The organism is uncultured Methylobacterium sp. (assembly GCF_964244095.1).
In the GTDB taxonomy this organism is placed as follows: Bacteria; Pseudomonadota; Alphaproteobacteria; order Rhizobiales; family Beijerinckiaceae; genus Methylobacterium.
In genome coordinates this window covers 1-25,706 of sequence record NZ_CAXTHR010000050.1, presented here as the reverse complement: position 1 = coordinate 25,706, position 25,706 = coordinate 1, and the positions used below count along the sequence as shown (strand labels likewise).

The following is a 25,706-nucleotide window of genomic DNA, read 5'->3' as shown; positions in this document are numbered from 1 at the left end:
ATCGACGATACGAGGTTCTCGACGTGAATACCGGTACCGTGAAGTGGTTCAACGAAACCAAGGGCTACGGCTTCATCCAGCCTGACGACGGCGGCAAGGATGTGTTCGTTCACATCTCGGCGGTGGAGCGCGCCGGCATGCCCAACCTCGTCGAGGGCCAGAAGCTCTCCTACGAGATCCTGACGGACAAGCGCAGCGGCAAGGACGCTGCAGCCAACCTCCAGGCCGCCTGAGACTTCGGTCTCTCCATGCGGCCGCGACGCGGCCGAACCCATCCGACGTGTCCGTCCCTCGGGCCCGGGCGCGCCGGACGGCAGGGTCTTCGGAGATCTGCGCCTCAAGATCTTCGGCATCGTGCGGATCGCGCACGCCGACAACCAGAAACAGAGCCGGGCCCGCGACGTGCGGAACCAACCCGGTCCCCATGAAAGACCACCAGACACACCATGTTGTTCGAGTACACCCGACGCCACAGCGTCCGCTCGCCCGTCACGGACGCGGCGACCTTCAAGGTGGGATGCATCAGGCAGAGCGCGACGTCGGACGCCCCGACCCTCGACCTGAGCCATCTCATCGACCGTTCCTACAACTACCACTCGCCCCGGGAACTGCGCTGGCACCTCGCCGAGCGCCTCGGGCTCGCGCCGGCCACCCTGGCGCTTCGCGAGTCCGCCCGCGCCTGAAGGCGTCGAGCCGGTCCCGTCGCGACGGGACCGGCTCCTCCTGCCCGGCACAGGACAGGCCCTAAGCAGGCTTTCGTGGCTTCGCCAAGGAAAGCCTGCTTTGATCTCCTTGGTGCCGCATCATTGGGTGCCGCATCATTGTCCTCGCGCGAACCGGCGGCCACTTCGCGCAATGATGCTTAGAGCGTTTTCCAGCGAGGTGGATACCGGCTCGCGTGAAGAAAATGCGCCCGCACAGAGACTTAGAGCATTTTCTGTGATCCGGGGATCATGGAAAATGCCCTAGAGCCGTTCCCGATCACGTTGGATCGGGAACGGCTCTAGGGCTCTGATTTCACGCGCACTCTTACGACGAACCGGTGTCCACTTCGTCGGATTGCGCTCTAGCCGCCGCGGCTCCAGGCCGAGACGACCGCGTCGCGCAAGGCGTGCCCCACCGCGACGAGTTCGCCGTGCACCGGGTCCGGCCGGTTGTAGACGGTGGCCACGCCGCGCAGGTCGCAGACCGACCCGCCCGCCTCGCGCAGGATGAGGTCGGCGGCGGCGAGATCCCAGTCGCGCGCATCCGACGAGACCAGCCCGACATCGATCGACCCGTCCGCGACGCGCGCGACCCGCAGCGCCAGCGACGGCACGCGCGCGACGCGGGTGAAGGCGGCCTCGGCTCCCGCCCGCGAGACACCGCGCTCGAGCCGGTCGAACATCGGCTTCGGGCCGGTGACGCGGGCGGTCGCGAGGTCCCGACCCGGCGCGGTTCCGATGATCCGCCCGTTGCAGGTCGCGCCCCGGCCGCGGACGGCCTCGTAATCCTGCCCGAGCGCGGGCGCGTGCACGAAGCCGACCACCGGCTCCCCGGCCTTGAGCAGGGCCACCGCGATCGACCAGTCGGGATGCCCCGACAGGAAGGCGCGGGTGCCGTCGATCGGGTCGACGATCCACACGAGGTCGTGCCCGAGGCGGACGGGATCGTCGGCGGTCTCCTCGGAGAGCCAGGCGGCCGCCGGCACGATCTGGCCGAGGCGGACCTTCAGGAAGGTGTCGACGGCCACATCCGCCTCCGTCACCGGCGAACCGCCGGCCTTCGACCAGATCCGCGCCGCGGTGTGACCGCCCGCGCGGAAGGAGGGTAGGGCGAGCGAGGCCGCCTCCCGGAGCGCGTCGCGCAGGTCCGGCATCAGGTCGAGCACGAAATCCGCTTGGATCGGGTCGGGCATGGCGGTCCGTGTCCGGCATCGGGCGAGGGGATCGCGCTCGGGATCGGACCCGCCCGACGCGCCGAGCGGACCGTTGCCGATGGCGAAGGGGGCGGTCGCTCCGTTGTAGGCGGTGGCCCGGAGCGCCACAAGGATCGCGAGGCCGCACTGCGATACGCCCGGATTTCGATGGTCGGCGCAAGGAAGCATTGAGCATTCCGGACGGGAGGTCCCCGTCCACGATCGCTTAACGCTCACTTTTAAGCCACCGTGGGGAGGTTAGACCCCATTCTGCTTGCCATGACGGACGGCCCAGGCAGGTCGCCACTTGCAAAAGGACGGCGGGCGGATGAACACTTTCGAGACCATGGATCGGAACCGCACCGGACATCCCGGCGCCGACGGCGCCGCCGCGCCGGGCTTCGCCTTCACCGCCTCGACGCTGCCGGTGATCGGCGCGGGGGCGCCCGCCGCGAAGCCCGCCGGCATCGCGCTCGCCTTCGCGACGGACGAGGCCGAGGGCTGCGGCGAGGATCGGTTCGCGCTGCTCCTGGTCGATGCCGACGGCGGCGTGCTCTCCCGCCTCGGTCCGTTCTGCGAGGAGGAGGTCGTCGCGGTCTGGCGCGACCTTTCGGCCCGCACCGGCCTGCCGCGGATGATCGTGCGCGAGGACGGTGCGCTCGCGACGGTGGCAGCTCAGGTCGGCCGGCTGATGCTCGGCAAGACCCGCATCCGCCGCCACGGCTCGCTCGGCGACCGCCGCCCGCGCTTCCTCGTGCGCCGCAAGACCGGCCGCCTGCCGGTGCGCCCGCAGATCCACCGCGGCGAGAACGAGATCATCGCCCGCTCGTGAGCCTCCCGCCCTATCCGGGCCAGCCCTGGTTGACGGTGTCGGCGGCAAGCCCCGCGAACAGGATCAGCCCGGCCCCGCGATTCGAGCGGAACAGGGCGAGCGCCCCGCGCCCGTCGCGCCCCCGGAGGCGCAGCACCTGCCGTCCGAGATGGGCGGCGAACGCCGCGATCCCGAGATAGCCGAGCAGGCCGGCCCCGGCGCCGTAGGCGGCAGCAGCGATCAGCGCCACCGACGCGCCGTAGCACGAGCCCACCGCGAGCCTGACCCGGTCGCCGAACAGGCGGGCCGAGGAGCGGATGCCGGCGATCTCGTCGTCCTCGATGTCCTGCACCGCGTAGATCGTGTCGTAGCCGATCACCCAGGCGATCGCGCCGGCGTAGAGCAGCAGGGCCGGGGCTCCGAGCCGGTCGAGGAGCGCCGCCCAGCCCATCAGCGCGCCCCAGGCGAAGGCGAGCCCGAGCACGAGCTGCGGCATCGGCATCACCCGCTTCATGAACGGGTAGATCGCCACCGGCACCAGCGAGCAGATCCCGACGCGGATCGCGAAGGCGTCGAACTGCACGAGCACGAGGAAGCCGAGGAAGGCCTGCGCTGCGAGGAAGGCGGCCGCCGCCCGCGGGCCGACCTGACCCGACGGGAGCGGGCGCGAGCGCGTGCGCGCGACCTGCGCGTCGAGGTCGCGGTCGGCGATGTCGTTGTAGGTCGATCCGGCCCCGCGCATCGCCACCGCGCCGACCAGGAACAGCAGCAGGTGGCGCGGATCGGGCCAGGGCAGGCCGGCATGGGTCGCCGCGAGCGCCGCCGACCACCAACACGGCAGCAGCAGCAGCCACCAGCCGATCGGCCGGTCGATGCGCGCGAGCCGCAGGTAGGGCCGCACCGGCCGGGGGGCGATCCGGTCGACCCAATGGCCGGCGACCGCGTCGGCGACGCGGGCTTCAGCGACCTCGCCGGCGCTCACGAGCGGCGTCGGGATGGGCTGGACGCGCGGCGCATGTGCCTCAGAGCGCGCCCTGCGGCAGCTTGAACTGGCCGGTCAGGCCGGGGCCGCCGAGGAGGCCGCCGCCGCCGCCGTTCTGCGCCTGGGTGCGGGCCTGCGCCTCCATCTTGGTGGCCTGTGCGGCGATGCCGCAGATCTTGGTGCGGATGCCCGCCACCTTGGTGTGGTCGGCCTTGAAGCCTTCCGCGAACGCATCGGGGATCGAGCACCACTCCTTGTTGGCGGTGATCCACTTGATGCCCTCGACGCCGTTGGCCTGGAGCCTGCCGAACAGGGCGCAGGCCTCCTGCGGCGTCATCTTCTTCTTCGTGTTCGAGGCGGAGTTCGCCTTGGCGACGAGGTCCTTGCGCGCCTGGAGGGTGGTCTGGATCGCGCTGCACTCGGCGGCCTGCGCGAAGGCGGCGGTGCTGGAGACGAGGCTGCCCGCCAGCAGCACGGCCGCCCATCCGAAGGTCCTGTAGGTCATGGTCTCGCCTCCCTAAGATCCGCCCGGTCGCATGGCCGCGACGTCACCGCGCGGCGGCGACGGACGCTTCCCAGGCCGGGTGCCGGCCGCGCCGCGGATCGGCCGGCCCGGACTGCCCGGTCCCCGCTTCGCCATAGGAATGTGGCGTCAATCGAGCCGCAAACGGGCCGCCGCGGACATGCGTCGGCCGCGCTCCGAAAACCCGCGCGCGTTGCCTTCGCGCAACAGGTTTCGCGCGATGACGCGACGTTGACAGTGGCGCGCCCACGCGCGACGGAGCGCCGATGGCGGCCTACGACTTCACCGCGCCCCGTCTGCACGTCGCGGGCGACCTCTTCGCGGGCGCGGCGCTTCCCCTCGACCGGGCGCAGGCGAACTACCTGCTCAACGTGCTGCGCCGGCAGCCCGACGATCCGGTGCTGCTGTTCAACGGGCGCGACGGCGAGTGGCGGGCGGGCCTCGTCCCCTCGGGCCGCAAGAGCGCGCATCTCGTGGTGGACGCGCGGACGCGGCCGCAGACCGGGCGGCCCGACCTGCACTACCTGTTCGCGCCCCTGAAGAGCGCCCGGCTCGACTACCTCGCGCAGAAGGCGGTGGAGATGGGCGCCGGCACGATCCGTCCGGTGCTGACGCGCCGCACGCAGGGCGAGCGGCTCAACACCGAACGGCTCCGGGCCAACATGATCGAGGCGGCCGAGCAGTGCGGCATCCTCGCGGTGCCCGAGCTGATGGTTGCCGCACGCCTGGATGCGGCGCTCGTCGACCTCGCCCCGGAGCGGCTGCTGGTGTTCTGCGACGAGGACGCCGCGATCGCCGACCCGGTGGCGGCTTTGCGCGCCGCTGCCGATCCCGGGCGGCCGGTGCCGCTCGCGGTGCTGGTCGGGCCGGAGGGCGGCTTCGCACCCGAGGAGCGGACGACGATCATGGAGCGCCCCAACACCGTGGCGCTCTCGCTCGGCCCCCGCATCCTGCGGGCCGACACCGCGATGGTCGCGGTGCTCGCGCTCGTCCAGGCGGTGCTCGGCGACGCCCGCTGAGGGCTTTGTCACGTGCGCCCGCGCACATCGGGGTTCGCGCCGGACGGCCTCGCCCGGGGAACGACGCCGCCCGGAGCGGCGGCGTCGCCGGCCCGCGTTGTCGGGCCCCGCGCCCTGGATTAAGGACACGGCTTCCCGGCGACGGGGCTCGACCGCATCGCTCCCGCGAGACGGCCGGCGCGCTTCCCAGGTCCGCACCTGTTTTCACGGCGAGGCAGCGCATGGCGCGCGATACGTCCGACACGACCCCGCTCACCACCCGCGCCGAGCTGATCGACTGGTTCGCGGCGGGCGAAAAGCCCCGCGACGCCTTCGCGATCGGCACCGAGCACGAGAAGATCCCGTTCTACACAGAGAGCCGCGCGCCGGTCCCCTACGACGGCGCGCGCGGCATCCGCGCGCTGCTCGACGGCGTCGCCCGCGAGACCGGCTGGGAGCCGATCATCGACGACGGCAACGTCATCGGCCTGTCGGCGGCCGAGGGCGGCGCGATCTCGATCGAGCCGGGCGGGCAGTTCGAGCTCTCCGGGGCGCCGCTCGCCGACGTGCACGGCACCGCCCGCGAGCTCGACGCGCACCTTTCCGTGACGAAGCGCGTGGCGGACGCGCTCGGCATCGGCTTCCTCGACCTCGGCATGAGCCCGAAATGGACGCGGGCCGAGACCCCGGTGATGCCCAAGAGCCGCTACAGGATCATGGCGGGCTACATGCCCAAGGTCGGCGCGCTCGGCCTCGACATGATGCTGCGCACCGCCACCGTGCAGGTGAACGTCGACTTCTCCTCGGAGCCCGACATGGTGCGCAAGCTCCGCGCCGCGCTGGCCCTGCAGCCGGTGGCGACCGCGCTGTTTGCCAACTCGCCCTTCACCGACGGACGGCCGAACGGCTTCCTCTCGCGCCGCTCGGAGATCTGGCGCGACACCGATCCCGACCGCACCGGCATGCTGCCGCGGGCGTTCGAGCCGGGCTTCGGCTACGAGGGCTACGTCGACTGGCTGCTCGACATGCCGATGTACTTCGTCAAGCGCGGGGACACCTACCACGACGTCTCCGGCGCCGCGTTCCGCGACCTGATGGCGGGCCGGCTCGCGCAGATGCCGGGCGAGTACGCAACCGTCTCCGACTGGGCCAACCACGCCTCGACCGCCTTCCCGGAGGTCCGTCTCAAGCGGTTCCTCGAGATGCGCGGCGCCGACGTAGGGAATGCCGGCATGATCGCGGCGCAGGCCGCGTTCTGGGTCGGGCTGCTCTACGACGACACCGCGCTGGACGCGGCCCTCGACCTCGTCTCGGGCTGGAGCGCCACCGACCGGGAGGCGCTGCGCGCCACCGTCCCGCGCCTCGGCCTCGCCACCCCGGTGCCGGGGCGCAACCTCGGGGCGGTCGCGGCCGAGGCGCTGGCGATCGCCCGCGCCGGGCTGACGGCGCGCGCCCGCCGCGACGCCTCGGGCCGGGACGAGACCATCCATCTCCAGCCGCTGGAGGCGATCGTCGCGGCCGGCCGTTCGCAGGCCGAGGAGCGGCTCGCCGCCTACGCGGACGCGTGGCACCGCTCGATCGACCCGGCCTTCACGCACTGCACGTTCCGATGACCCCGACGCTTGATCCAAGCGTGCCCGCCGTTCGCCCTCCCGCCGCCGGGGTCCTTCCATGCCGGATGCGCCAGCGATCGAACTCGATCTGGCGGGCCTCAAGTGCCCGCTGCCCGTCCTGCGCACGCGCAAGGCGCTCCGCACGCTGCCGGCCGGCGGCCTGCTGCGGGTGACCTGCACCGATCCGCTCGCAGGCCTCGACATCCCGAACCTCGTGCGCGAGGAGGGCGACACCCTCGAAGCCGTCGATCGGGTCGGCACCGTGACGCGCTTCGCGATCCGGCGGGCCCCTTAAAGCGGATTGCACGATCGTCGGATCATGGACGTCGCTCCAAACTTCTTACGGGGTCGTTGTCTTCACGCGAGCCGGCATCCGCCTCGCTGGAAAACGCTCCCGCGCCTGCCCCGGAGACTCCGCGAAGCCGCCTCATTCCTGAACCATCGCCTGCGTAGAGCCCGTCGCGACGGCCGCTCGCAGGGAAGATCCACAGGCATGGTACCCATCATCCGCGGGACACGCCTCGTCCACGACGGCTGGGCCCGGTTCCTCGTCGCGGAAGTGACGATGCCGGACGGCACCCGGATCACGCGGGAGATCGAGGATCACGGCCGGGCGGTCTCGGTGCTTCCCTACGATCCGGCCCGCCGCGTCGCCCTCCTCGTCTCGCAGTTCCGAGCGCCGGTCTTCTTCGCCGAGGGTCCGCCGGACATGGTCGAGACGCCGGCCGGCATCCTCGACGAGGGCGACCCGGAGGACGGCGCGCGCCGGGAGGCCTACGAGGAGACCGGCGTCGCGCTCGGGCCCCTGGAGCGGGTCGTCAGCGCCTGGAGCGCGCCCGGCATCTCGACGGAGCGGATGGACCTGTTCCTGGCGGCCTTCGCCGCGGCCGACCGCTCCGGACCGGGCGGCGGGCTCGCCGAGGAGAACGAGGCGATCACGGTGCACGAGGTCCCCCTCGACGACCTCGCCGCACGCAGCGATCGCGGCGAGATCACCGACATGAAGACGCTGCTGCTCGTCTTCGCCCTGCGCCTGCGCCACCCGGACCTCTTCACCCCGTCCTGACCGACCCTCACGGGGCGCGCTCGCCCGCCGCCAGCTCGCGCCGGAGAAGGCCGAGGAAGCGCCACGAGCGCACGAAGTAGCGGTGGAACAGCCGGCGCGGCGCGCGGGCGAACCGGAACGCCCATTCGAGGCCCGCGCGCTGCAGGAGCACCGGCGCCCGGGGAGCGAGGCCCGCCGCGACGCTCACCGCATCGCCCACCGCCAGGACGAGCGGCGCGCCGAGGGCGGCGCCGTGACGGTGGACCCAGATCTCCGAGCGCGGGGCGCCGACGCCCATCACCAGCAGGCTCGTCCGGTGGGCGCGGATGCGGGCGGCGAGCGCCTGCCCGTAGGCGGCGTCGTCGTCGAACCCGAAGGGCGGAACGCAGGTGGCGACCGAGCCCGGATCGAAGCCGGACCGGACGAGGCGATCCCGGATCGCGTCCGCGACCGGCTCCACCGAGCACACCAGGAAGACGCGCCGGCCGGCCGGAGGCGGCGCGAACAGGGCGTCGGCGAGGAGGTCGTGACCGGTGACGCGTGCGGCCGGATGGCCGCGCAGCCGCGCGAGCCAGACCAGCGGCGTTCCGTCGAGGGTGCGCGCGGCAGCCCCCGCATAGGCCGCGCGGAAGGCGGCGTTCTCGGAGAGCAGCACGATGTGGTCGATGTTGGCCGTCACGACGAGGCGCGGCCCGGTCGCGGGCTCCGCCGCCGCGACGGCGAGGATGCCGGCCGCGGGGCCGGCGGCGAAGACCTGACCGAACATCCGCACGCTCCAGGCGGAGCCGGCCGCGACGGACCCGTCCGATCGAGCGGGGACCGGCGGCTCGCGGACCGGGCCCTCGGCCTCCGCCGGCGAAGGCGCATGCGGGTCGCCGGGCCGCAGGGTCCGTGCGCGCGGTGCCGCGTCCACGGCCGGATCCCTGCGCGACGGCGCGGCGCCGTCCGGGATGCAGAGGTCGCGCGGCTCAAGCATCGGCCGCCCGGAGGCTGCGGGCCGCGGCGATGTGCCCGTCGCGCCGGCCGTTCCGGCGGTCGCGGGAGGCCCCGAGCGACAGCGCGATCGCAGCCCCGAGGGCGATGCCGGCCAAGAGCGCGATCGGCAGCACCAGCTTCGGGGAGGGCGGCCAGGTGCGCAGGCGCGCGGGGATCGCCGCCGAGATGATCCGGACGTTGACGCTGTTCAGCCGCTCCTGCTCGCTCGCCTCGCGCGAGCGGCGCAGGTAGACCTCGTAGACGCCGCGGCGCGATTCGAGCGTGCGCTCCAGTTCGCGCAGGCCGACATTGGCGCGGTCGCTGGTGACGGTCTCGGATTTGGCCCGGTCGAGGCTCTTGCGGATCGCCGCCTCGCTCGCGACCGCGCGGTCGTAATCCTTCTGCGTGGTCTCGATGATGCGTTCCTTCTCGCGCTGGATCAGGCGCTGGAGGTCGCGCTGCTGCGCGTATTGCTCGGCCATCGCGGGATGGCGCTCGCCGAGCCGGGTCGCGAGCTCGGCGGTGTTGCGCGAGAGCGTCGCGTATTGCTGGCGCAGCGCCTGCATCTCCAGCGATTGCAGCATCTCCGGCAGCGCCGTGCTGGCCTCGCCCGCCTTCATCTTGCGGGCTTGGTCGAGGCGCGAGCGCGACTCCGCCGTCTTGATCTGAGAGGTGACGAGTTGCTGGTTCAGGTCGCCGAGCTGCTGGTCAGTGAGCAGCCGGCCGCTCGCGGCCACGAGGTTGTTGTCCTCGCGGTACTTCACGACCTTGCCCTCGGCGAGTTCCACGTCGCGGCGCAGGCTCGACAGCCGGCCGTTCAGCGCGTCGGAGGCGCGGCGCGCGGCCTCGGTGCGGGCGGCGGCCTCTTCCGCGAAGTAGGCGTCGCCGATGGCGTTGGCGATCCGCGCAGCCTTCTCGGAATCGCGCGACTGCACCAGCACGTCGATCACGAAGGTCCGCTCGGCCCGGCGCACGGTGAGCTTGGTTTGAAGCGTGTCGATCGCGACGTTGACCGGGTCGCGCCCGCCCGCGGGCGGCAGCATCCCGAGCGCCGTGCGCAGCCAGACGATCGTCGGGTTGTCGGAATCGGGCTTGGCGAACTCGTCGTCGCGGTCGAGGGCGAGCGCCTCGACGGTGCGCCGCAGGACGTTGTCGGACTGGATCACCTTGGTCTGGCTCTCGGCCAGCGACACGCCGCTGTCGGCCTGGGGCGTGCGGGCGCTGACGTCGTTGTCGACGACGCGCAGGTCCGAGGGATCGATCAGGATCTGGATGCCGGAGGTGTAGACCGGGGTCAGCAGGCCGAGCACCGCCACGGCGGCGGCGACCATGAACAGGCCGCCGAGCACGATGAAGCTCGCGCCCCGCCAGAGGCGCCGGAGGACGGTGCGCGGATCGGTCCGGTCCGAGAGTCCCGGCGGCAGCGCCACCTCCACCGGTTCGCCGCGGACGGGTGTCGAGAAATCGAACATCGGCCTGTTTCCCTCACCTGTCCGCCGGTTCGCCGGCTCCGTCCCGATCCGGGGCGGTCCCGTCTCGTCCCGGACCGGGGGCGCCGTGCCTCGACGGTGTTCGATCGTGTTTCCGCAATCACCGTACCAAAGAATTAAGACCTTCGAGCCGGCCACGTCTTTCGCATCGGAGCGGAAGACGGCGCCAGTCCATCCACCGACGGAGAGTATGTTTAACGGGCTCCCGGCGCGGCGCTCAATACGCAGTCCGCCTCACCACCCTGGCGAATGCACACATCTCTCGACGCAATCGGATGAGGCGCGGCCCCCTCGCCCCGCTTGCGGGGAAGGCCCGGCTGCACCCCGTCGTGCAGCCGGGGAGCGGAGGCGAAGCCGAAGCGGCGATGAGGGGGCGCGGTCGGATGAGGCGCCTCCGGTGTCGCTCCCTCACCCTCGGCTGCCGCCTTGGCCCACGACGACGACGACGGGGTCGCCGCGGCCCTCTCCGCGCAAGCGGCGCGGGGGGATGCGCGGCCACCGACGCGGCAAGCGCCGGGATCTATGTGAATCCGGTCGCTCACCACCCGGGGGCACGGGGGCCGGCCGCGACGACGAGGCCGTCGGGTCCGTAGGCCGAGGGGCCGTCTTCGAGGTAGGCGCGGAAGCATTCGGCGTCGCGCGTGGCGAGCCCGTTCCAGCGGGCGACGTTGGCCCGCGAACGGGCCGCCGCCTGCCCGAGCCGTCCGGTCCGAGCCCACGCCGCGAGGTCCGCCGCCGCGGCGGCGGGGTCGCCGGGATCGATGAGGAGGCCGGATTCGCCGAGCACCTCGCGGAACACGGGACCGTCCGGCGCGACGACCGGCAGGCCGCCGTGCTGGATCTCCAGCAGCGGCAGGCCGAGCCCCTCCGCTTTCGAGGTCGAGAGCAGCAGGTGCGCGCGGGCCGCGAGATCGCGGAGCGCCGCGTCGTCGACGTAGCCGTGGCAGGTCAGGAACGGCGGTGGGTCGTCGAGGAAGGCATGCCGGCCCCAGCCGACCCGGCCGACGATGTGGAGTTCGGCCGGCACGCCGGCCCGGACCAGCGCCGCCGCGAGTTCGATCGCGGCGGCGTAGTCCTTGCGCGGCTCGATCGTACCGATGGCGAGCATCCGCAGCGGCTCGCCGGGCCGGTAGGCGGCGGGAGCGGGCAGGCCGGAAAGACCGAACACGTCCCGCACCGCGGGACGCAGCAGCGCGACCATCGCGTCGGCGGCGCAGAACCGGCGCAGGGCCTCCCCCGTGGTGCGCGAGATCACGAGGAACCGCCGGCCCCAGCGCAGCGCGCAGCGGAAGCTCGGCACCATGTAGAGCCGGCTCTTCCAATTGAGGTCCTGCGGCCGCTCGAGCAGGAACGTGTCGTAGACGCAGACGATGCACCGCTCGGCGAACGGCGCCAGCAGCGGGCCCGGCGGGAAGCCGGCCATGACGAACTGCGCCTTCCGATCGATCGCCGCGCGCCAGGGCAGGCCGACCTGCTGCGCGAGGATCATCCGCGCAATCCCGCGGCTGCGCACGGCCCGGACCGCACCGCTCCCGAGCATCTCGGGCGTGAACTGGTCGCGGGCGACCCGCTCGATGCCGGTGACGTGGCCGCGGATATGGGTCTGGTCGACGTAGATCCGGAAGCCGGTCACCGCAGCCTCCGCACGCGGGACGCGAGGTAGAGCCCGCGCCGCATCCACGGCGGTAGCCTGCGGCCGAGCAGGCGCTGCTTGGCGCGGCGAAGACTTCGGACGAACGGGCCGGCCGGCGCCTCGACGATGCCGGTCGCGGCCGGGCAGGGCGCGGCGGCGAAGGGGAAATGGCCGAGCGTTGCGGGGTCGAGGCGCAGGCGCCCCGGGCCGTCCGGCATCAGGCCGCGATCCCGGAAGATCCGGTCGAGGGACATCGCGGCGGCGGCCGGGCTGAAACGGCCTTCGAGGACGATCCGCGCGAAGGCGCCGAGGCGCGCGAGGGCGGCACGGTCGGCGACGAGGGCTTCGAGGGCCTCGGCCAGGGCGCCGGGCTCGGCCGGGACGAGCCGGCCGGAGACGCCGTCGATCACCGAACTGGTGAGGCCGGCGATGCGGTAGGCCAGCGTCGGCGTGCCGCAGAGGCCCGCCTCGATCGGGGTCTGGCCGAGGGTCTCCAGCCGGCTCGCGGTGACGTGGAGGTCGCAGGCGCCGTACCATGCGGCGAGGCCGGCCTCGTCGGCGATCAGGCCCGGCGCGAACAGGTTCGGCAGCGCGAGCCGGGCGGGGTGGTCGAGGCGGCCGATCGCGACGAAGCCGATGCCGGGGCGGGCCACGCGGCGCAGGGCGTCGACGAGATCGCCGACGTTCTTGTCGGGGCCGTCGAGCACCACCGCCGAGACGAGGATCAGCAGATCGTCGGCCGGCAGCCCAAGGTCGCGCCGCAGCGCCCCGCGCCCGCCCGGCCGGAACACGCCCGTGGGAAAGGCGAGGGCGAGCGGGGCGATCGGCGTGCCGGCGGGCGCCAGCGCCGCGGCCCGCGCCGCGGTCCAGGCGGAGTTCGCGAGCAGGAGCGGGCCGCCGGGGCGGCCGAGCACCGCGCGCTTGCCGGCCCGGGCGCCGGCGATGCGTCCGCGCGCGAGCTGCGGGTACTCGTCCGGGGTCGGGCAGGCGGCGTCGCAGCCCGGGCCTTCGATGCGCGGGCAGCCGCGCGGGTGGGCGCAGCGCCCGGTCAGCGCAAACAGGTCGTGGAGCACGAGCGCCACCGGAAGCCGCGCGGAGAGCCGCCCGACGAGGTCGAGGCTGCGCGTCGCCCCGTGCAGGTTGCCCGCGAGCACGAGGTCGTGGCCGCCGCCAAGGATCGCGGCCTCCGCGACGGGGAACGCATCGGTCCATTCCGCGGCCGCCGGCGGCGATTCGTCCGAGAGCCGCAGGTCCGCGACGCGGTGACCGGCAAGCCTCAGGGCAGCGCCGAGACGGCGATGGGCGATGCCGGCGCCGCCGGCATGCCCGGTGCCGGTGAGCGAGGCCACCGAGAGGGTCCGCCCGGGCGTCTCATCGCGCCCGGGCGCGTGCTGAAGCAGCACCGGACGCCCGATCCGCGAGACCCCGGCCGGCGTCTCGGCGAGCGCCGCCCAGGCGCGGGCGGGCCCGCGCGGATCGGCGGGATCGAACCCGCCGACCCCGGCGAGCGCGGCCCGCTGCCAGAGGATCTCGCCGCCGGTGAAGGGAACGGCCGCCTCCGGCTCGACGCCTTGGGCCGCCGGCAGGTCGAGGCCGCTCACCGCCGCATCGAACAGGACGCGCAGGCCCGCGACCGCCCCGGCGCGGCTCAGGACCGCATCGAGGCAGAGCGCGGCGAGCGCGCCGGGCGCCAGCAGGTCGCCCGCCCGCAGGACCAGCACGGCATCGACCGATCCGTCGGCGAGGATCGCGGCCAGGGCGGCCGCGCCGGGCGGCACCACGTCGTGCCGGCAGTCCGGAAAATCCTGCCGCGCGACCGAACGGATGCCGGCGGCGAGCCGCGGCTCGCCGCCGGAGGCGACGGTCAGGACGCGCAGGCGCGGCCAGGGCCGGCCGTCCGGCAGGCGATCCGGTCGCGCGGGCGCCGGTACGGGCCGGCCGAAGGGCCAGCCCGCGACGCCGTGGGCGCTCGCTCGATCCGGATCGGGGGGGGCTTGGGTCAAGACGATGACGGGCGGCTTCGCGCGACGCGTCGCGGGGCGGCCACCGTGGCGGGAAGAGATGAAGATCGCCTTAGATGGCGATCGCCTGCCGGCCCCGCTCAGGCCGCGACGCAGAGGCCGGCCGCGCCCGCCTCCACCCGCCCGACGATCGCGGCGGCCGGATGACCGGCCGCGCGCGAGGATGGCCTCGGCGCAGGTCGATGCGCCGCCCTTCAGGATCTCGGCCGCGACCGCGGCCGCGATCCTGCCGACCGGCATGCCGAGGATGGCCAGCGCCGGGGTCGACCTGCCGTCCATGGCTTAGATGTCGGAGATCGCGTTGGTGGCCGCGATCGGGCCGAAGTCGCGCGGGTCGTCAGCCATCGGCGTGAAGAAGTCGGTGGCGGCGCTGACGCAGGTGCCGTCGTCGGGCGCCTAGACGGCGGCGGCGCCCGCGGTCTGGGCGCCCGACGAGCGGCCGCTCGAACGGGCCGGCGGCGGGCTGGTCGGCGAGCAGCAAGCGCAGGATCGCCGGATCGAGCCTGCAGCCGCAGCCATGGGCGGGGCTGGTGAGGCGGACGGGACGATCATCCATCGTGATGCGCCGCGCTTCGAGGCCGAAAGGGGTTCTGCGGCCGGTCGAGCGTAGCGGATCGGGGACGGCGTGCGTCCCGCGGGCCGGGACGGGACATCGCGCCGCCGCCGACCCATATCCCGGCGCGACGTTCACGAGGAAGTCCGATGTCCGAGAACCCCGACCGCCGCTTCGTCCCGCTCGCGATCGCGGTGCTCACCGTCTCGGACACGCGCCGGCCGGACGACGACCGCTCCGGCGACACGCTGGTGCAGCGTCTCACCGAGGCCGGCCATCGGCTGGCCGCCCGCGGCATCGTGGCCGACGAGGTCGCCGCGATCCGGGGCCGGGTCGAGGCATGGACGCGCGATCCCGGCATCGACGTGGTCCTCACCACCGGCGGCACCGGCTTCACCGGCCGCGACGTGACGCCCGAGGCGCTGGAGCCGTTGTTCGAGAAGCGCATGGACGGCTTCTCGGCGGTGTTCCACCGGATCTCCTACGACAAGATCGGCACCTCGACGCTGCAGTCGCGCGCCACCGCGGGGGTGGCCAACGCCACCTACGTGTTCGTGCTGCCGGGCTCGCCCGGCGCCTGCCGCGACGCCTGGGACGGCATCCTGGCGAGCCAGCTCGACTACCGGCACCGGCCCTGCAACTTCGTCGAGATCATGCCGCGCCTCGACGAGCACCTGCGGCGGGGGGCCTCGGTCACCGTGTGAGGCTCAGGCCCGGTCGATCCGGGCGCCGAGCCGGCGCGGCCTCAGGCGCGGCGCGAAGGTGCCGCCGGCGCTCAGGCGCTCGCGGCGCACGAGGTCGCCGGCCCGCGCGGCCCGCGCCCCGACCACCGCCTCGGCGCGGGCGGCGATCCGCGCCACGAGGCCGGCATGGGGCCGGCGCAGGCGGCCGAGCGACGCGTCGGCGCGTGCGGTGCCCACGAAGCGGTCGAGGGTGCGGATCCAGCCGTCGCCGGGCACGTCGCCGGCCTCCAGGCACAGGACCCAGTCGCGACGCGCCGCCGCCGCGCCCACGGCCCAGGGGTCGTCCCCGCGCGACGGGACGACGAGGACCGCGCCGGTGGCGTCGGCGATGGTCCCGACGGCGCCGCTCGCTGAACCCGCGACGATCACCGCATCCGCCACGAGCCCGGCCGCGACGCCGCCCACGAGGGCGCCGAGGGAATCGGCGAGACGGTCGATCGCATCGGCGTCGCCGGGGTCGGCAACGAAGACCAGGGCTGAGATCATGGCCGCGCATACCGTATTTTCGCCGCCGGAGAAGGGTGCGCTGCAACAGACAGGGCGGGGCGTTGCCGACCGGTCACAACGGAGGGGGTTCTGCCTAAAATCGAGGCGTGTGGCGCCTTTCATGTTCATGATATGTTCCATGTGAAAACCCTCACGCCGGCGAGCAGGGCACACGATGCCGAAATCCCGCACGCGGCACGACGGCGACTCGGCGCCGCGCCGGCTCGGCGCGAGCACGGCGCAGCCGGGTTCGGCGCGCGGGCGCGGCGCGACCGCCAACCCCGACGGGCGCTTCGAGGCGATCGCCCGCGAGATCCTCGACGACGGCTGGCCGACCGGCGAGCCGGCGCCCGTGCGGCGCACGGAGGTGACCCTGGAGCGGGCCCGCACGATCATCACCCGCAACGCCTCGCCCGACATCCCGTTCGACCGCTCGATCAACCCCTATCGCGGCTGCGAGCACGGCTGCATCTACTGCTTCGCCCGGCCGAACCACGCCTATGCGGGCTTGTCGCCAGGGCTCGACTTCGAGACGAAGCTGTTTGCCAAGCCGGACGCGGCGCGCCTGCTGGAGCGCGAGCTGTCGGCACCGGGCTACGCGCCGCGGACCATCGCGCTCGGCACCGCGACCGATCCCTACCAGCCGATCGAGCGCGAGCACCGGATCACCCGCGCGGTCCTGGCGGTGCTGGCGCGCTTCCGCCATCCGGTCGGGATCGTGACGAAGTCGAACCTCGTCACCCGCGACCTCGACATCCTGGGCGGCATGGCGGCCCAGAACCTCGTCAAGGTCGCGGTCTCGGTCACCACCCTCGACCCGGTGCTGGCCCGCCGGATGGAGCCGCGTGCGCCGCATCCGCAGAAGCGCCTTGAGGCGATCCGGGCGCTCAGCGCGGCCGGCGTGCCGGTGATGGTGATCGTCGCGCCGATCATCCCGGCGCTCAACGACCACGAGATCGAGGCGATCCTCGCCGAGGCGCGCGCCTGCGGGGCGGGGGAGGCGAACCACGTGCTGCTGCGCCTGCCGCACGAACTGAAGGACCTCGTCGCCGACTGGTTCGCGGCGCATTATCCCGGGCGGCGGCGCCACGTCCTCTCGCTGGTCGCGCAGGCCCGCGGCGGGCGTGCGTACGACGCCGCCTTCGGCACGCGGATGACGGGAACGGGCGCCTATGCCGAGCTGATCGCGACGCGGATGCGGCTGGCCAAGGCGCGCCTCGGCTATGCGCGCGAACGGGTGACGCTTGATGCCTCGGCCTTCGCCAGGCCGGGCGAACAGTTCTCTCTGCTGTGATCCGCTCTACCCGGCCGCCGGATAGCGCCGCGTGAAACTCGTGCGGTGGTGCGGGCTGCGGCCTCGGGCGGCGAGCCCCGCGAGATGCGCGGCGGTGCCGTAGCCGACGTTGCGCTCCCAGCCGTAGGCCGGGTGGCGGAGCGCCAGCACCCGCATCAGGCGGTCGCGGAACGTCTTGGCGACGATCGAGGCGGCGGCGATCTGCGGCACCGACCGGTCGCCGCCGACCACCGCGCGGCAGGGCCGGGACAGCCCCGGCACGGGGTCGCGCCCGTCGACCAGCACGGGCGCGTCGAGGCGAAGCGTCAGCACCGCCCGGCGCATGGCGTCGAGCGTCGCGACGCGGACGTTGACCCGGTCGATCAGCGCGCGCGAGCCAGCCGCCAGAGCGACGCGGCCATGCGCGCGGATCAGCGGGGTCAGCGCCTCGCGCAGCGGTTCCTTCACGCGCTTGCTGTCGTCGAGGCGGGCGAGGAGGTCGGGCGGGATCGCCGCCGGATCGAACCACACCGCCGCGACCACCACCGGGCCGCACAGCGCGCCGCGCCCGACCTCGTCACAGCCGATCACGGCGGGATACTCGGCGGCGCGGGCCGGATCGAAGGGGGGCACGGGGCGGATCGCATCGGGTTCACGGGGCGGGCCAACCCTTCGCATCCCGGCGCCGCCGCGTCACCCCGTCAGCCGGGGCAGGCGGCGTCCACCGCCGGAGCGCGGATGATGGAAGCACCGGCATGCGCGCTGGCGATGTTGCCGAAGAACTGCCGGGCGCTCTCGGCCCAGGTCCGGCGCAGCGCCTCGGCCCGGCACCGCGCACGCGGGACCGCCAAGGCCGCGAGCGCCGCGGCGCGGAGATCCGCATCGAGGATGCCGGCGCCGGTGCCGGCGATGACGTCGAGGGGACCGGTGACGGGATAGGCCGCCACCGGCAGGCCGCAGGCCAGGGCCTCCAGCAGCACGATGCCGAAGGTGTCGGTGAGGCTCGGGAAGACGAAGGCGTCGCTGCCGGCATAGAGCGCGGCCAGTTCCGCCCCTGTCCGGGTGCCGAGGAACCGCGCGTGCGGGTGCGCCGCCGCGAGGCGCCCCCGGTCCGGCCCGTCGCCGACCACGACCTTGGTGCCGGGCAGGTCGAGGCCGAGGAAGGCGGCGACGTTCTTCTCCACCGCCACCCGCCCGACGAACAGGAAGATCGGCCGCGGCAGGCCGGCGAACGCCGCGGGCGCGGGCGCGCCGGGATCGGCCGGGCGGAACAGGTCGGTGTCCACGCCCCGCGTCCAGCGCATCAGGCCGCGGAAGCCGCGGGCCGCGAGTTCGCGCTCGAGCGAGGGCGTGCTGACCATCGTGCCGGCGGCGGCGTTGTGGAAGCGCCGCAGCCACGCGTAGCTCCACGCCTGCGGCACGGGCGCGCGGGCGGCAAGGTATTCGGGAAACCGGGTGTGGTAGCTCGTCGTGAAGGGGCGCCCCTGTGCGAGGCAGCGGCGGCGCACCGCGTGGCCGATGGTGCCCTCGGTGGCCACGTGCACGTGGGTCGGGCTCAGCCGGTCCCAGATCCGGGACAGGCGCGCCGGCGTGCACAGGGCGAGGCGGATCTCGGCATAGCCCGGCATCGGCAGCGAGCGGAAATCCCGCGGCGTCAGGAACACCGGGTCGAAGCCGTGACCGGCCGCCGCCGCCGCCATGTGCTCCAGCGAGCGCACCACGCCGTTGACCTGCGGCGCCCACGCATCGGTCGCCACGAGCAGCCTCACGCGACCGCCCGCCGCCCGGGGGTCGTCAGGGTGTCGTGACCGGCCTCCCCGGCGGCGCGGGCCCGCAGCACGCTCGGATAGTGCAGCACCTCCATCCGCCCGTCGTAATGCTCGACGAGCGCGGTGCAGGACTCGACCCAGTCGCCGGTGTTGAGGTAGCGCAGGCCGTCGATGCGGCGGTCGGCGGCGTGGTGGATGTGGCCGCAGATCACGCCGTCCGCGCCCTGGCGCCGCGCCTCCTCGGACAGGAACCGCTCGAACGCCCCGATGAAGTTGACCGCGTTCTTGACCTTCAGCTTCGCCCAGGCCGAGAGCGACCAGTACGACAGGCCCAGCCGGCGGCGGACCTTGTTCAGGCCGGTGTTGACGAACAGCGCGAGGGTGTAGGCCCCGTCTCCGAGATGGGCGAGCCAGGGCGCGTGGCGCACCACCATGTCGAACTGGTCGCCGTGGATCACGAGGTAGCGCCGGCCGTCCGCGGCCTCGTGGATGCGGCTCTCGGCGATCGCGATGCCGCCGAAGGTGGTGCCGATGTAGTCGCGCAGGAACTCGTCGTGGTTGCCCGGCACGTAGGTGAGCGAGGCGCCCTTGCGCACCTTGCGCAGGAGCTTCTGCACCACGTCGTTGTGCCCTTGCGGCCAGTACCAGCCCGCGCGAAGCTGCCAGCCGTCGACGATGTCGCCGACGAGGTAGATCGCGTCGGCGTCGTAATCCTTGAGGAAGTCGAGCAGCAGCCCGGCCTGGCATCCCCGGGTGCCGAGATGCAGGTCGGACAGGAACAGGGTGCGGACCCGGGTCGTCGCTTCCGTGTCGTCGGCCACGAGCATCTCCCGGCGGCGGTCCCGGCCTGGAGCCAGAGCGGAAACGCGTCTCAGTTTGATGACGGCCGCTGCGGCATCGATGCTGCGATGGCGCATGAGGCGTTCGCGCCCGCGTGGCGGCGCGCCGCAATTTTTTTTCGCCGCAGGGGAAGTTTTTCCAGTTTCGCTTCCGCGGCTTAGGTGTTCATAATAGAGGCAGGCGATCTCCGATCATGGAGCCGGCGCAGGAAACGGCCAGGCGGTCGCTGTCCGGGGCGGAACCACGGGAGGTAAGGTGGCGATGGTCGTCGGAACGCCGGCCCGCATCGCGCGACGTGCGTGATCGCGGCTTGCATGATCGCGACTTGCATGCAGACCGCGGCCGACGCATGGAAGACGAGGCTTTTCGGAGGCGACCGGCATGCGGTCCATACCGCAAGCGGTGCGAGACCACGCCGCCGCCCCGTATCGCCCGGTGATGCGGACGACCGACGAAGGCCTGCGCGCGGCAGCCGGGCCGCCGTCGCGACACCGGACCGCCCACGGACCACGACACGCCCCCTGCGCCGCCCGCGACGCATCATCCCAGACGCCGTCCGCCCAGGCCGGCCAACGACTCAGGTAATCGGAGGACACACCCCATGGCGGCAACCCGGCGCCCCGGACGCAACCATCTCTTCATTCCCGGCCCGACCAACATCCCGGACCGCGTGCTCCGGGCGATGCACGTGCCCTCCGAGGACCACCGCTCTCCGGACTTCCCGGCGCTGGTCAAGCCGCTGTTCACGGATGCCAAGATGGTGTTCGGCTCCGAGGCCGGGACGATCATCTTCTATCCGTCCTCGGGCACCGGCATCTGGGAATCGGCGCTGGCGAACACGCTGTGCCGCGGCGACAAGGTGGTGACCGCCCGCTTCGGCCAGTTCAGCCACCTCTGGGTCGACATGGCCCAGCGCCTCGGCCTCGACGTGATCGTCCAGGACGAGGCGTGGGGCACCGGCGCGAGCCCGGAGCGGATCGGCGAGGCGTTGCGCGCCGACAAGGATCACGCGATCAAGGCCGTGATGGTGGTCCACAACGAGACCGCCACCGGCGTCACCAGCGACATCGGCGCGGTGCGCAGGGCGATGGACGCGGCCGGCCACCCGGCGCTGCTGTTCGTGGACGGCATCTCGTCGATCGGCTCGCTGCCCTTCGAGATGGACGCGTGGAAGGTCGACTGCGCCATCGCCGGCTCGCAGAAGGGCTTCATGCTGCCGGCCGGCCTCGGCGTGCTCTGCGTCAGCCACAAGGCGCTCAAGGTCTCGGAGGGCGCCGGCGGCGGCAACGACCGCCTCGGGCACGTCTACTTCGCCTGGGCCGACCAGTTGAAGCAGAATCCGACCGGCTACTTCCCCTACACCCCGCCGCTGCCGCTGCTCTACGGCCTGCGCGAGGCCCTCGACTGCATCAAGGAGGAAGGGCTCGCCAACGTCTACCGCCGCCATCACGTGCTCGCCGAGGCGACCCGTCAGGCGGTGGCGGCCTGGGGCCTGAAGACCTGCGCCAAGGAGCCCAAGTGGAACTCCGACACGGTGACCGCGATCCTGGCGCCGGAGGGCGTCGACGCCGCCAAGATCATCAAGCACGCCTACGACCGCTACAACCTCTCCCTCGGCGCAGGCCTCTCCCAAGTCGCCGGTAAGGTCTTCCGCATCGGCCACCTCGGCGACCTGAACGAGCTGTCGCTGCTCGGCGCGATCGCAGGCACCGAGATGGCGATGCTCGACAACGGCGTGCACGTCACCCCCGGCTCGGGCGTGGCCGCGGCCTCGAGCTACCTGCGCGAGCACCCGCTCGCCAAGGGCTGACGGACATCACGGCGCGGGGGGGAGCTGGCCCGCGCGGCCGACCCCCCCGTATCCCGTATCCGCGCGCACCGATCGGACAGGCCGGGCGGACGCCACCGTCGGGCACCGAGGCCAAGGGGTCCTGATGACCAAGAAGATCGTGTTCCTCGACCGCGAGTCCCTCGACGCCACCGTGCGGCCGTTCGGCTTCCCGCACGACTACACGGAATACGCCTCGACCTGGACGCCGGAGGACGTCGTCGCCCGGCTGGAAGGCGCCGAGATCGCGCTGCTCAACAAGGTGCCGATGCGCGCCGACACGCTGAAACAGCTCCCCGACCTGAAGCTGATCGCGGTGGCCGCCACCGGCACGGACGTGATCGACAAGGAACAGGCGAAGGCGCAAGGGGTCACCGTCGTCAACATCCGCAACTACGCCTTCAACACCGTGCCCGAGCACGTCATCGGGCTGATGTTCGCCCTGCGGCGCGCGATCGTGCCCTACGCCAACTCCGTGCGCCGGGGCGATTGGGCGAAGTCGACGCAGTTCTGCTACTTCGACTATCCGATCCACGACATCGCCGGCTCGACGCTCGGCATCGTCGGCTACGGGGCGTTGGGCAAGTCGATCGGCAAGCGCGCGGAGGCGCTCGGGATGAAGGTCATCGCCTACGACGTCTTCCCGCAGGACGGCCTCGTGGACCTCGACACGATCCTCACCGAATCCGACGTGATCACCCTGCACGCGCCGCTGACGCCGGAGACCCGGAACATGATCGGCCGGGCACAGCTCGCGAAGATGAAGCCGCACGCGCTCCTCATCAACACCGCCCGCGGCGGGCTCGTCGACGAAGAGGCGCTGGCCGAGGCGCTCAAGGCCGGCACCATCGGCGGCGCCGGCTTCGACGTGGTGGTGCAGGAGCCGCCGAAAGCGGGCAACGTGCTGTGCGACCTCGACCTGCCGAACCTCATCGTCACGCCGCACGTGGCGTGGGCGAGCAAGCAGGCGATGCAGATCCTCGCCGACCAGCTCGTGGACAACGTCGAGGCGTTCGTCGCCGGCAAGCCGCAGAACGTCGTCTAGGTTCGCGGCCCGGGGCCGCCGCCCCGCGCGCGGCGGCGGCCGGAGCCCGTTCGCCGGGCGACGGCCGCGACATCGAACCCCCGCACATCGAAACCCCGCCCAACGCCGGCCGCGCCGAGCCGCGGCGCGAAAGGACCGACGATGAAGAAGCTGCTGTTCCAGTTCGACACCGATGCGGTGCCGAGCGTGTTCGACACCGTGGTCGGCTACGACGGCGGCGCCGACCGCATCACCGGCTACGGCGGCGTCACGCCCGAGACCGTCGGCGCGCTCGTCGACGGCACGATCTACACCCGCGGCGGATCGGAGAAGAAGTCGACGGCGATCTTCGTCGGCGGCAGCGGCATGACCGAGGGCGAGGCCCTGTTCAAGGCGGTCCGGAAGCGCTTCTTCGGGCCGTTCCGCGTCTCGTGCATGCTCGATTCGAACGGCGCGAACACCACCGCCGCCGCGGGCGTCGCGCTGGTCGCCAAGGCCGCGGGATCGCTCCAGGGCAAGAAGGCCGTGATCCTGGCCGGCACCGGCCCGGTCGGCATGCGCTCGGCGGCGCTCCTGGCGGGCGAGGGCGCCGAGGTGACGATCGCCGGCCGCGCCCTCGACCGGACGCAGGCGGCGGCCGACGCGATCAACGCGCGGTTCAAGGTTCGCGTCCTCGCAGCGGCGACCCCCGACGAGGCCTCCCGCGTCGCGCTGGTGAAGGGCACGAACCTCGTGTTCACGGCCGGCGCCATCGGCGTCGAGCTGCTGCCCGAGGCCGCCTGGGCCGACGAGGCCTCGATCCAGTTCGTGGCCGATTACAACGCCCAGCCGCCCACCGGCATCGGCGGCATCGAGGCGATGGACAAGGCGCGTGCGCGCCACGGCAAGGCGTCGTTCGGCGCGCTCGGCATCGGCGGGCTCAAGCTGAAGCTCCATCGCGCCTGCGTCGGCAAGCTCTTCGACAACACCGAGCAGGTGTTCGACGCCGAGGAGATCTACGCGCTCGCCAGGAAGATGGCCTGATCGGAGGGGATGCGGGACATGGCCGAGCACGACACGATCCGTACCTTCCTCGACGGGCTGGCCAGCGCCGCCCCGACCCCCGGAGGCGGCGGGGCCGCCGCGATCTCCGGCGCCATGGGCGCGGCGCTGGTCTCGATGGTGTGCAACCTCACCATCGGCAAGAAGAAGTACGTCGCGGTCGAGGCCGAGCTGAAGGACCTGCTCGCGCAGTCCGAGGCCCTGCGGGCGCAGCTCACCGGCATGATCAGTGAGGACGTGGCGGCCTTCGACGCGGTGATGGGCGCCTACGGCCTTCCCAAAGGCACCGACGACGAGAAGGCGGTGCGGGCGGAAACGATCCAGGCGGCGCTCAAGGTGGCGACCGACGTGCCGCTCGCCTGCTGCCGCGCCTGCCGCGGGGTGATCGATCTCGCCGAAATCGTCGCCGACAAGGGCAACCTCAACGTCATCTCGGATGCGGGCGTGGCCGTGCTCTCGGCCCATGCGGGCCTGCGCAGCGCCGCGCTCAACGTCTACGTCAACGCCAAGGGCCTGGACGACCGCGCCTTCGCCGAGGCGCGGCTCGGCGAACTCGAAGGCCTGCTGGGTGATGCCGGCCCGCTCAACGAGGCGGTCTACGAGGTGGTGAAGGCCAAGGTGAGTTGAGCCGGCGCGAAAACGTATCTCCGGCCGGACACGGCCGGGGACAGTGAATTCGGGCACGGCGCAAGGTCGTGAGCCGGCGCAGCCAAGTTATGCTGCGACGCACCATTGAATACGAAAAGCATTCCTTGGTCGATCAAGCCGAACTCAACGGGAATGCAAAAAAATTTGACGCGACACCGACGTCACACAAAGTAAAATATGGGCGTAGAACCGCGTCGAACGACGACACGGAGGAGGCGCCCGATGGACGTGCACGAGTATCAGGCCAAGGAGCTGCTCGCGAGCTTCGGCGTGGCCGTTCCCAAGGGCGCCGTCGCCTTCAGCGCCGACCAGGCGGTCTACGCGGCGACTGAACTCGGCGGCTCGTTCTGGGCGGTGAAGGCGCAGATCCATGCCGGCGCCCGGGGCAAGGCCGGCGGGATCAGGCTGTGCCGGACCTACAACGAGGTCCGCGACGCGGCCAAGGACCTGCTCGGCAAGCGCCTCGTCACCCTCCAGACCGGCCCGGAGGGCAAGCCGGTGCAGCGCGTCTACGTCGAGACCGCCGACCCGTTCGAGCGCGAGCTCTACCTCGGCTACGTGCTCGACCGGAAGGCCGAGCGCGTGCGCGTCATCGCCTCGCAGCGCGGCGGCATGGACATCGAGGAGATCGCGGCCAACGAGCCCGAGGCGCTGATCCAGGTGGTGGTCGAGCCGGCCGTCGGCCTGCAGCAGTTCCAGGCGCGCGAGATCGCGTTCCAGCTCGGGCTCAACATCAAGCAGGTGTCGGCTGCGGTGAAAACGATCATGAACGCCTACCGGGCGTTCCGCGACTGCGACGGCACCATGCTGGAGATCAACCCGCTCGTCGTCACCCGCGACGACCGCGTGCTGGCGCTCGACGCCAAGATGAGCTTCGACGACAACGCGATGTTCCGCCGGCGCAACATCGCCGACATGCACGACCCCTCGCAGGGCGACCCGCGCGAGGCCCAGGCCGCCGAGCACAACCTCAGCTACATCGGGCTCGACGGCGAGATCGGCTGCATCGTCAACGGCGCCGGGCTCGCCATGGCGACCATGGACATGATCAAGCACGCGGGCGGCGAGCCGGCGAACTTCCTCGACGTCGGCGGCGGCGCCTCGCCCGATCGCGTCGCGACCGCGTTCCGGCTGGTGCTGTCGGACCGCAACGTCAAGGCGATCCTCGTCAATATCTTCGCCGGCATCAACCGCTGCGACTGGGTTGCGGAGGGCGTGGTGCAGGCGGCGCGCGAGGTGCGGATCGAGGTGCCGCTGATCGTGCGGCTCGCCGGCACGAACGTCGAGGCCGGGCAGAAGATCCTGGCCGAGAGCGGCCTCGACCTCATCACCGCCGAGACGCTGTCGGAGGCCGCGCGCAAGGCGGTCGAGGCGTGCAACGCCGCCAGGCACTGAAGCGCTCGCCACAGCGGAAGCCTCTCGGACAGCGGAAAGCCCTTGCGACAGCGAAGGATCAGACCATGAGCATCCTCATCGACGAGACCACCCCGATCCTCGTCCAGGGCATCACCGG

25 protein-coding genes and 1 pseudogene are annotated in these 25,706 nt (G+C 72.6%); 14 read left to right on the top strand and 12 right to left on the bottom strand.

The window, feature by feature from the left end:
• Positions 1-23: 23 nt before the first annotated feature.
• Entirely contained in the window at positions 24-233 is a 210-nt protein-coding gene (locus ACFE86_RS10175; RefSeq protein ID WP_375455220.1) for a cold-shock protein, read from the top strand.
• Between the two features lie 213 nt (positions 234-446).
• On the top strand, positions 447-683 hold the full coding sequence (locus tag ACFE86_RS10170; RefSeq protein ID WP_375455218.1) for an AsnC family transcriptional regulator: 237 nt from the start codon (positions 447-449) through the stop codon (positions 681-683).
• Between the two features lie 383 nt (positions 684-1,066).
• Here ACFE86_RS10170 and ACFE86_RS10165 read toward each other — a convergent pair whose 3' ends face one another.
• Positions 1,067-1,897, bottom strand: a complete 831-nt coding sequence (locus ACFE86_RS10165) for a 3'(2'),5'-bisphosphate nucleotidase CysQ (protein ID WP_375455217.1) — start codon at positions 1,895-1,897, stop codon at positions 1,067-1,069.
• A 328-nt stretch (positions 1,898-2,225) separates the two neighbouring features.
• Here ACFE86_RS10165 and ACFE86_RS10160 point away from each other — a divergent pair, with 328 nt between their 5' ends.
• Positions 2,226-2,729, top strand: coding sequence for a DUF6101 family protein (locus tag ACFE86_RS10160; RefSeq protein ID WP_375455216.1), 504 nt, complete (start codon positions 2,226-2,228; stop codon positions 2,727-2,729).
• A 10-nt stretch (positions 2,730-2,739) separates the two neighbouring features.
• On the opposite strand, the gene ubiA is transcribed toward ACFE86_RS10160, so the two are convergent.
• Both ubiA and ACFE86_RS10150 read right to left on the bottom strand, forming a co-directional pair.
• Complete coding sequence (gene ubiA, locus ACFE86_RS10155; RefSeq protein WP_375455215.1) at positions 2,740-3,690, bottom strand: 4-hydroxybenzoate octaprenyltransferase; 951 nt, start codon at positions 3,688-3,690, stop codon at positions 2,740-2,742.
• 40 nt (positions 3,691-3,730) lie between these two features.
• The gene (locus tag ACFE86_RS10150) at positions 3,731-4,195 is read right to left on the bottom strand and encodes a hypothetical protein (protein WP_375455214.1); all 465 of its coding nucleotides are present in this window, start codon (positions 4,193-4,195) and stop codon (positions 3,731-3,733) included.
• A 284-nt stretch (positions 4,196-4,479) separates the two neighbouring features.
• Here ACFE86_RS10150 and ACFE86_RS10145 point away from each other — a divergent pair, with 284 nt between their 5' ends.
• The 4 genes from ACFE86_RS10145 to ACFE86_RS10130 all read left to right on the top strand — a co-directional run bounded on the left by ACFE86_RS10145 (position 4,480) and on the right by ACFE86_RS10130 (position 7,890).
• On the top strand, positions 4,480-5,232 hold the full coding sequence (locus tag ACFE86_RS10145) for a 16S rRNA (uracil(1498)-N(3))-methyltransferase (RefSeq protein ID WP_375455213.1): 753 nt from the start codon (positions 4,480-4,482) through the stop codon (positions 5,230-5,232).
• 221 nt (positions 5,233-5,453) lie between these two features.
• Positions 5,454-6,824 carry a glutamate--cysteine ligase gene (locus ACFE86_RS10140; protein ID WP_375455212.1) on the top strand — a complete coding sequence of 457 codons (1,371 nt, stop codon included), beginning with the start codon at positions 5,454-5,456 and terminating at the stop codon, positions 6,822-6,824.
• Positions 6,825-6,882: 58 nt separating this feature from the next.
• Positions 6,883-7,119, top strand: a complete 237-nt coding sequence (locus ACFE86_RS10135; RefSeq protein WP_375455211.1) for a sulfurtransferase TusA family protein — start codon at positions 6,883-6,885, stop codon at positions 7,117-7,119.
• A 198-nt stretch (positions 7,120-7,317) separates the two neighbouring features.
• Positions 7,318-7,890: an NUDIX domain-containing protein gene (locus tag ACFE86_RS10130; RefSeq protein ID WP_375455210.1), complete on the top strand. Its 573-nt coding sequence runs from the start codon at positions 7,318-7,320 to the stop codon at positions 7,888-7,890.
• Positions 7,891-7,897: 7 nt separating this feature from the next.
• Here the strand turns inward: ACFE86_RS10130 and ACFE86_RS10125 are convergent, their stop codons facing one another.
• The 5 genes and pseudogenes from ACFE86_RS10125 to ACFE86_RS10105 all read right to left on the bottom strand — a co-directional run.
• A complete protein-coding gene (locus tag ACFE86_RS10125; protein WP_375455209.1) occupies positions 7,898-8,782 on the bottom strand; it encodes a WecB/TagA/CpsF family glycosyltransferase in 885 nt (294 codons plus the stop codon).
• Positions 8,783-8,837: 55 nt separating this feature from the next.
• Positions 8,838-10,316, bottom strand: a complete 1,479-nt coding sequence (locus ACFE86_RS10120) for a GumC family protein (RefSeq protein ID WP_375455208.1) — start codon at positions 10,314-10,316, stop codon at positions 8,838-8,840.
• Between the two features lie 556 nt (positions 10,317-10,872).
• Positions 10,873-11,967 (bottom strand): glycosyltransferase, encoded by a 1,095-nt coding sequence (locus ACFE86_RS10115; RefSeq protein ID WP_375455207.1) that lies wholly within the window; start codon positions 11,965-11,967, stop codon positions 10,873-10,875.
• Complete coding sequence (locus tag ACFE86_RS10110) at positions 11,964-13,970, bottom strand: glycosyltransferase (RefSeq protein WP_375455219.1); 2,007 nt, start codon at positions 13,968-13,970, stop codon at positions 11,964-11,966. The genes ACFE86_RS10115 and ACFE86_RS10110 overlap by 4 nt, the downstream gene beginning before the upstream one ends.
• A gap of 183 nt (positions 13,971-14,153) precedes the next feature.
• A pseudogene (locus ACFE86_RS10105) lies at positions 14,154-14,544 on the bottom strand (AIR synthase related protein); the annotation flags it as partial.
• A gap of 146 nt (positions 14,545-14,690) precedes the next feature.
• On the opposite strand from ACFE86_RS10105, the gene moaB reads away from it, so the two are divergent.
• Positions 14,691-15,245 (top strand): molybdenum cofactor biosynthesis protein B, encoded by a 555-nt coding sequence (gene moaB / locus ACFE86_RS10100; protein ID WP_375455206.1) that lies wholly within the window; start codon positions 14,691-14,693, stop codon positions 15,243-15,245.
• Positions 15,246-15,248: 3 nt separating this feature from the next.
• Here moaB and ACFE86_RS10095 read toward each other — a convergent pair whose 3' ends face one another.
• Entirely contained in the window at positions 15,249-15,770 is a 522-nt protein-coding gene (locus ACFE86_RS10095; RefSeq protein ID WP_375455205.1) for a hypothetical protein, read from the bottom strand.
• Between the two features lie 175 nt (positions 15,771-15,945).
• Here ACFE86_RS10095 and ACFE86_RS10090 point away from each other — a divergent pair, with 175 nt between their 5' ends.
• Positions 15,946-17,064: a PA0069 family radical SAM protein gene (locus ACFE86_RS10090; RefSeq protein WP_375455204.1), complete on the top strand. Its 1,119-nt coding sequence runs from the start codon at positions 15,946-15,948 to the stop codon at positions 17,062-17,064.
• Positions 17,065-17,070: 6 nt separating this feature from the next.
• Here the strand turns inward: ACFE86_RS10090 and ACFE86_RS10085 are convergent, their stop codons facing one another.
• Genes ACFE86_RS10085 through ACFE86_RS10075 form a run of 3 tightly spaced genes read right to left on the bottom strand, consistent with a single transcriptional unit; the run spans position 17,071 to position 19,633 of the window.
• The gene (locus ACFE86_RS10085) at positions 17,071-17,721 is read right to left on the bottom strand and encodes a ribonuclease HII (RefSeq protein WP_375455203.1); all 651 of its coding nucleotides are present in this window, start codon (positions 17,719-17,721) and stop codon (positions 17,071-17,073) included.
• 23 nt (positions 17,722-17,744) lie between these two features.
• Entirely contained in the window at positions 17,745-18,812 is a 1,068-nt protein-coding gene (locus tag ACFE86_RS10080; RefSeq protein ID WP_375455202.1) for a glycosyltransferase family 4 protein, read from the bottom strand.
• Positions 18,809-19,633 carry a UDP-2,3-diacylglucosamine diphosphatase gene (locus ACFE86_RS10075; RefSeq protein ID WP_375455201.1) on the bottom strand — a complete coding sequence of 275 codons (825 nt, stop codon included), beginning with the start codon at positions 19,631-19,633 and terminating at the stop codon, positions 18,809-18,811. The genes ACFE86_RS10080 and ACFE86_RS10075 overlap by 4 nt, the downstream gene beginning before the upstream one ends.
• A 620-nt stretch (positions 19,634-20,253) precedes the next feature.
• Here ACFE86_RS10075 and ACFE86_RS10070 point away from each other — a divergent pair.
• From ACFE86_RS10070 to ACFE86_RS10050, 5 genes are all read left to right on the top strand, one after another.
• Positions 20,254-21,462 carry an aminotransferase class V-fold PLP-dependent enzyme gene (locus tag ACFE86_RS10070; RefSeq protein WP_375455200.1) on the top strand — a complete coding sequence of 403 codons (1,209 nt, stop codon included), beginning with the start codon at positions 20,254-20,256 and terminating at the stop codon, positions 21,460-21,462.
• 124 nt (positions 21,463-21,586) lie between these two features.
• Positions 21,587-22,525 (top strand): D-2-hydroxyacid dehydrogenase, encoded by a 939-nt coding sequence (locus ACFE86_RS10065; protein ID WP_375455199.1) that lies wholly within the window; start codon positions 21,587-21,589, stop codon positions 22,523-22,525.
• Positions 22,526-22,666: 141 nt separating this feature from the next.
• On the top strand, positions 22,667-23,527 hold the full coding sequence (locus ACFE86_RS10060; RefSeq protein WP_375455198.1) for an NADP-dependent methylenetetrahydromethanopterin/methylenetetrahydrofolate dehydrogenase: 861 nt from the start codon (positions 22,667-22,669) through the stop codon (positions 23,525-23,527).
• Between the two features lie 18 nt (positions 23,528-23,545).
• The gene (fchA, locus tag ACFE86_RS10055) at positions 23,546-24,172 is read left to right on the top strand and encodes a methenyltetrahydrofolate cyclohydrolase (RefSeq protein ID WP_375455197.1); all 627 of its coding nucleotides are present in this window, start codon (positions 23,546-23,548) and stop codon (positions 24,170-24,172) included.
• Between the two features lie 243 nt (positions 24,173-24,415).
• The gene (locus ACFE86_RS10050; protein WP_375455196.1) at positions 24,416-25,588 is read left to right on the top strand and encodes a malate--CoA ligase subunit beta; all 1,173 of its coding nucleotides are present in this window, start codon (positions 24,416-24,418) and stop codon (positions 25,586-25,588) included.
• The last annotated feature ends 118 nt before the right edge of the window (positions 25,589-25,706 follow it).

Bases quoted from the DNA above. Each gene is read 5' to 3' on its own strand.
- ACFE86_RS10050 (WP_375455196.1), top strand. From the start codon at position 24,416: ATGGACGTGCACGAGTATCAGGCCAAGGAGCTGCTCGCGAGCTTCGGC.
- ACFE86_RS10135 (WP_375455211.1), top strand. From the start codon at position 6,883: ATGCCGGATGCGCCAGCGATCGAACTCGATCTGGCGGGCCTCAAGTGC.
- ACFE86_RS10065 (WP_375455199.1), top strand. From the start codon at position 21,587: ATGACCAAGAAGATCGTGTTCCTCGACCGCGAGTCCCTCGACGCCACC.
- ACFE86_RS10090 (WP_375455204.1), top strand. From the start codon at position 15,946: ATGCCGAAATCCCGCACGCGGCACGACGGCGACTCGGCGCCGCGCCGG.
- ACFE86_RS10095 (WP_375455205.1), bottom strand. From the start codon at position 15,770: ATGATCTCAGCCCTGGTCTTCGTTGCCGACCCCGGCGACGCCGATGCG.
- ACFE86_RS10140 (WP_375455212.1), top strand. From the start codon at position 5,454: ATGGCGCGCGATACGTCCGACACGACCCCGCTCACCACCCGCGCCGAG.
- ACFE86_RS10170 (WP_375455218.1), top strand. From the start codon at position 447: ATGTTGTTCGAGTACACCCGACGCCACAGCGTCCGCTCGCCCGTCACG.
- ACFE86_RS10150 (WP_375455214.1), bottom strand. From the start codon at position 4,195: ATGACCTACAGGACCTTCGGATGGGCGGCCGTGCTGCTGGCGGGCAGC.
- moaB (WP_375455206.1), top strand. From the start codon at position 14,691: ATGTCCGAGAACCCCGACCGCCGCTTCGTCCCGCTCGCGATCGCGGTG.
- ACFE86_RS10070 (WP_375455200.1), top strand. From the start codon at position 20,254: ATGGCGGCAACCCGGCGCCCCGGACGCAACCATCTCTTCATTCCCGGC.
- ACFE86_RS10085 (WP_375455203.1), bottom strand. From the start codon at position 17,721: ATGCGAAGGGTTGGCCCGCCCCGTGAACCCGATGCGATCCGCCCCGTG.
- ACFE86_RS10060 (WP_375455198.1), top strand. From the start codon at position 22,667: ATGAAGAAGCTGCTGTTCCAGTTCGACACCGATGCGGTGCCGAGCGTG.
- ACFE86_RS10160 (WP_375455216.1), top strand. From the start codon at position 2,226: ATGAACACTTTCGAGACCATGGATCGGAACCGCACCGGACATCCCGGC.
- ACFE86_RS10145 (WP_375455213.1), top strand. From the start codon at position 4,480: ATGGCGGCCTACGACTTCACCGCGCCCCGTCTGCACGTCGCGGGCGAC.
- ACFE86_RS10130 (WP_375455210.1), top strand. From the start codon at position 7,318: ATGGTACCCATCATCCGCGGGACACGCCTCGTCCACGACGGCTGGGCC.
- fchA (WP_375455197.1), top strand. From the start codon at position 23,546: ATGGCCGAGCACGACACGATCCGTACCTTCCTCGACGGGCTGGCCAGC.
- ACFE86_RS10165 (WP_375455217.1), bottom strand. From the start codon at position 1,897: ATGCCCGACCCGATCCAAGCGGATTTCGTGCTCGACCTGATGCCGGAC.
- ACFE86_RS10120 (WP_375455208.1), bottom strand. From the start codon at position 10,316: ATGTTCGATTTCTCGACACCCGTCCGCGGCGAACCGGTGGAGGTGGCG.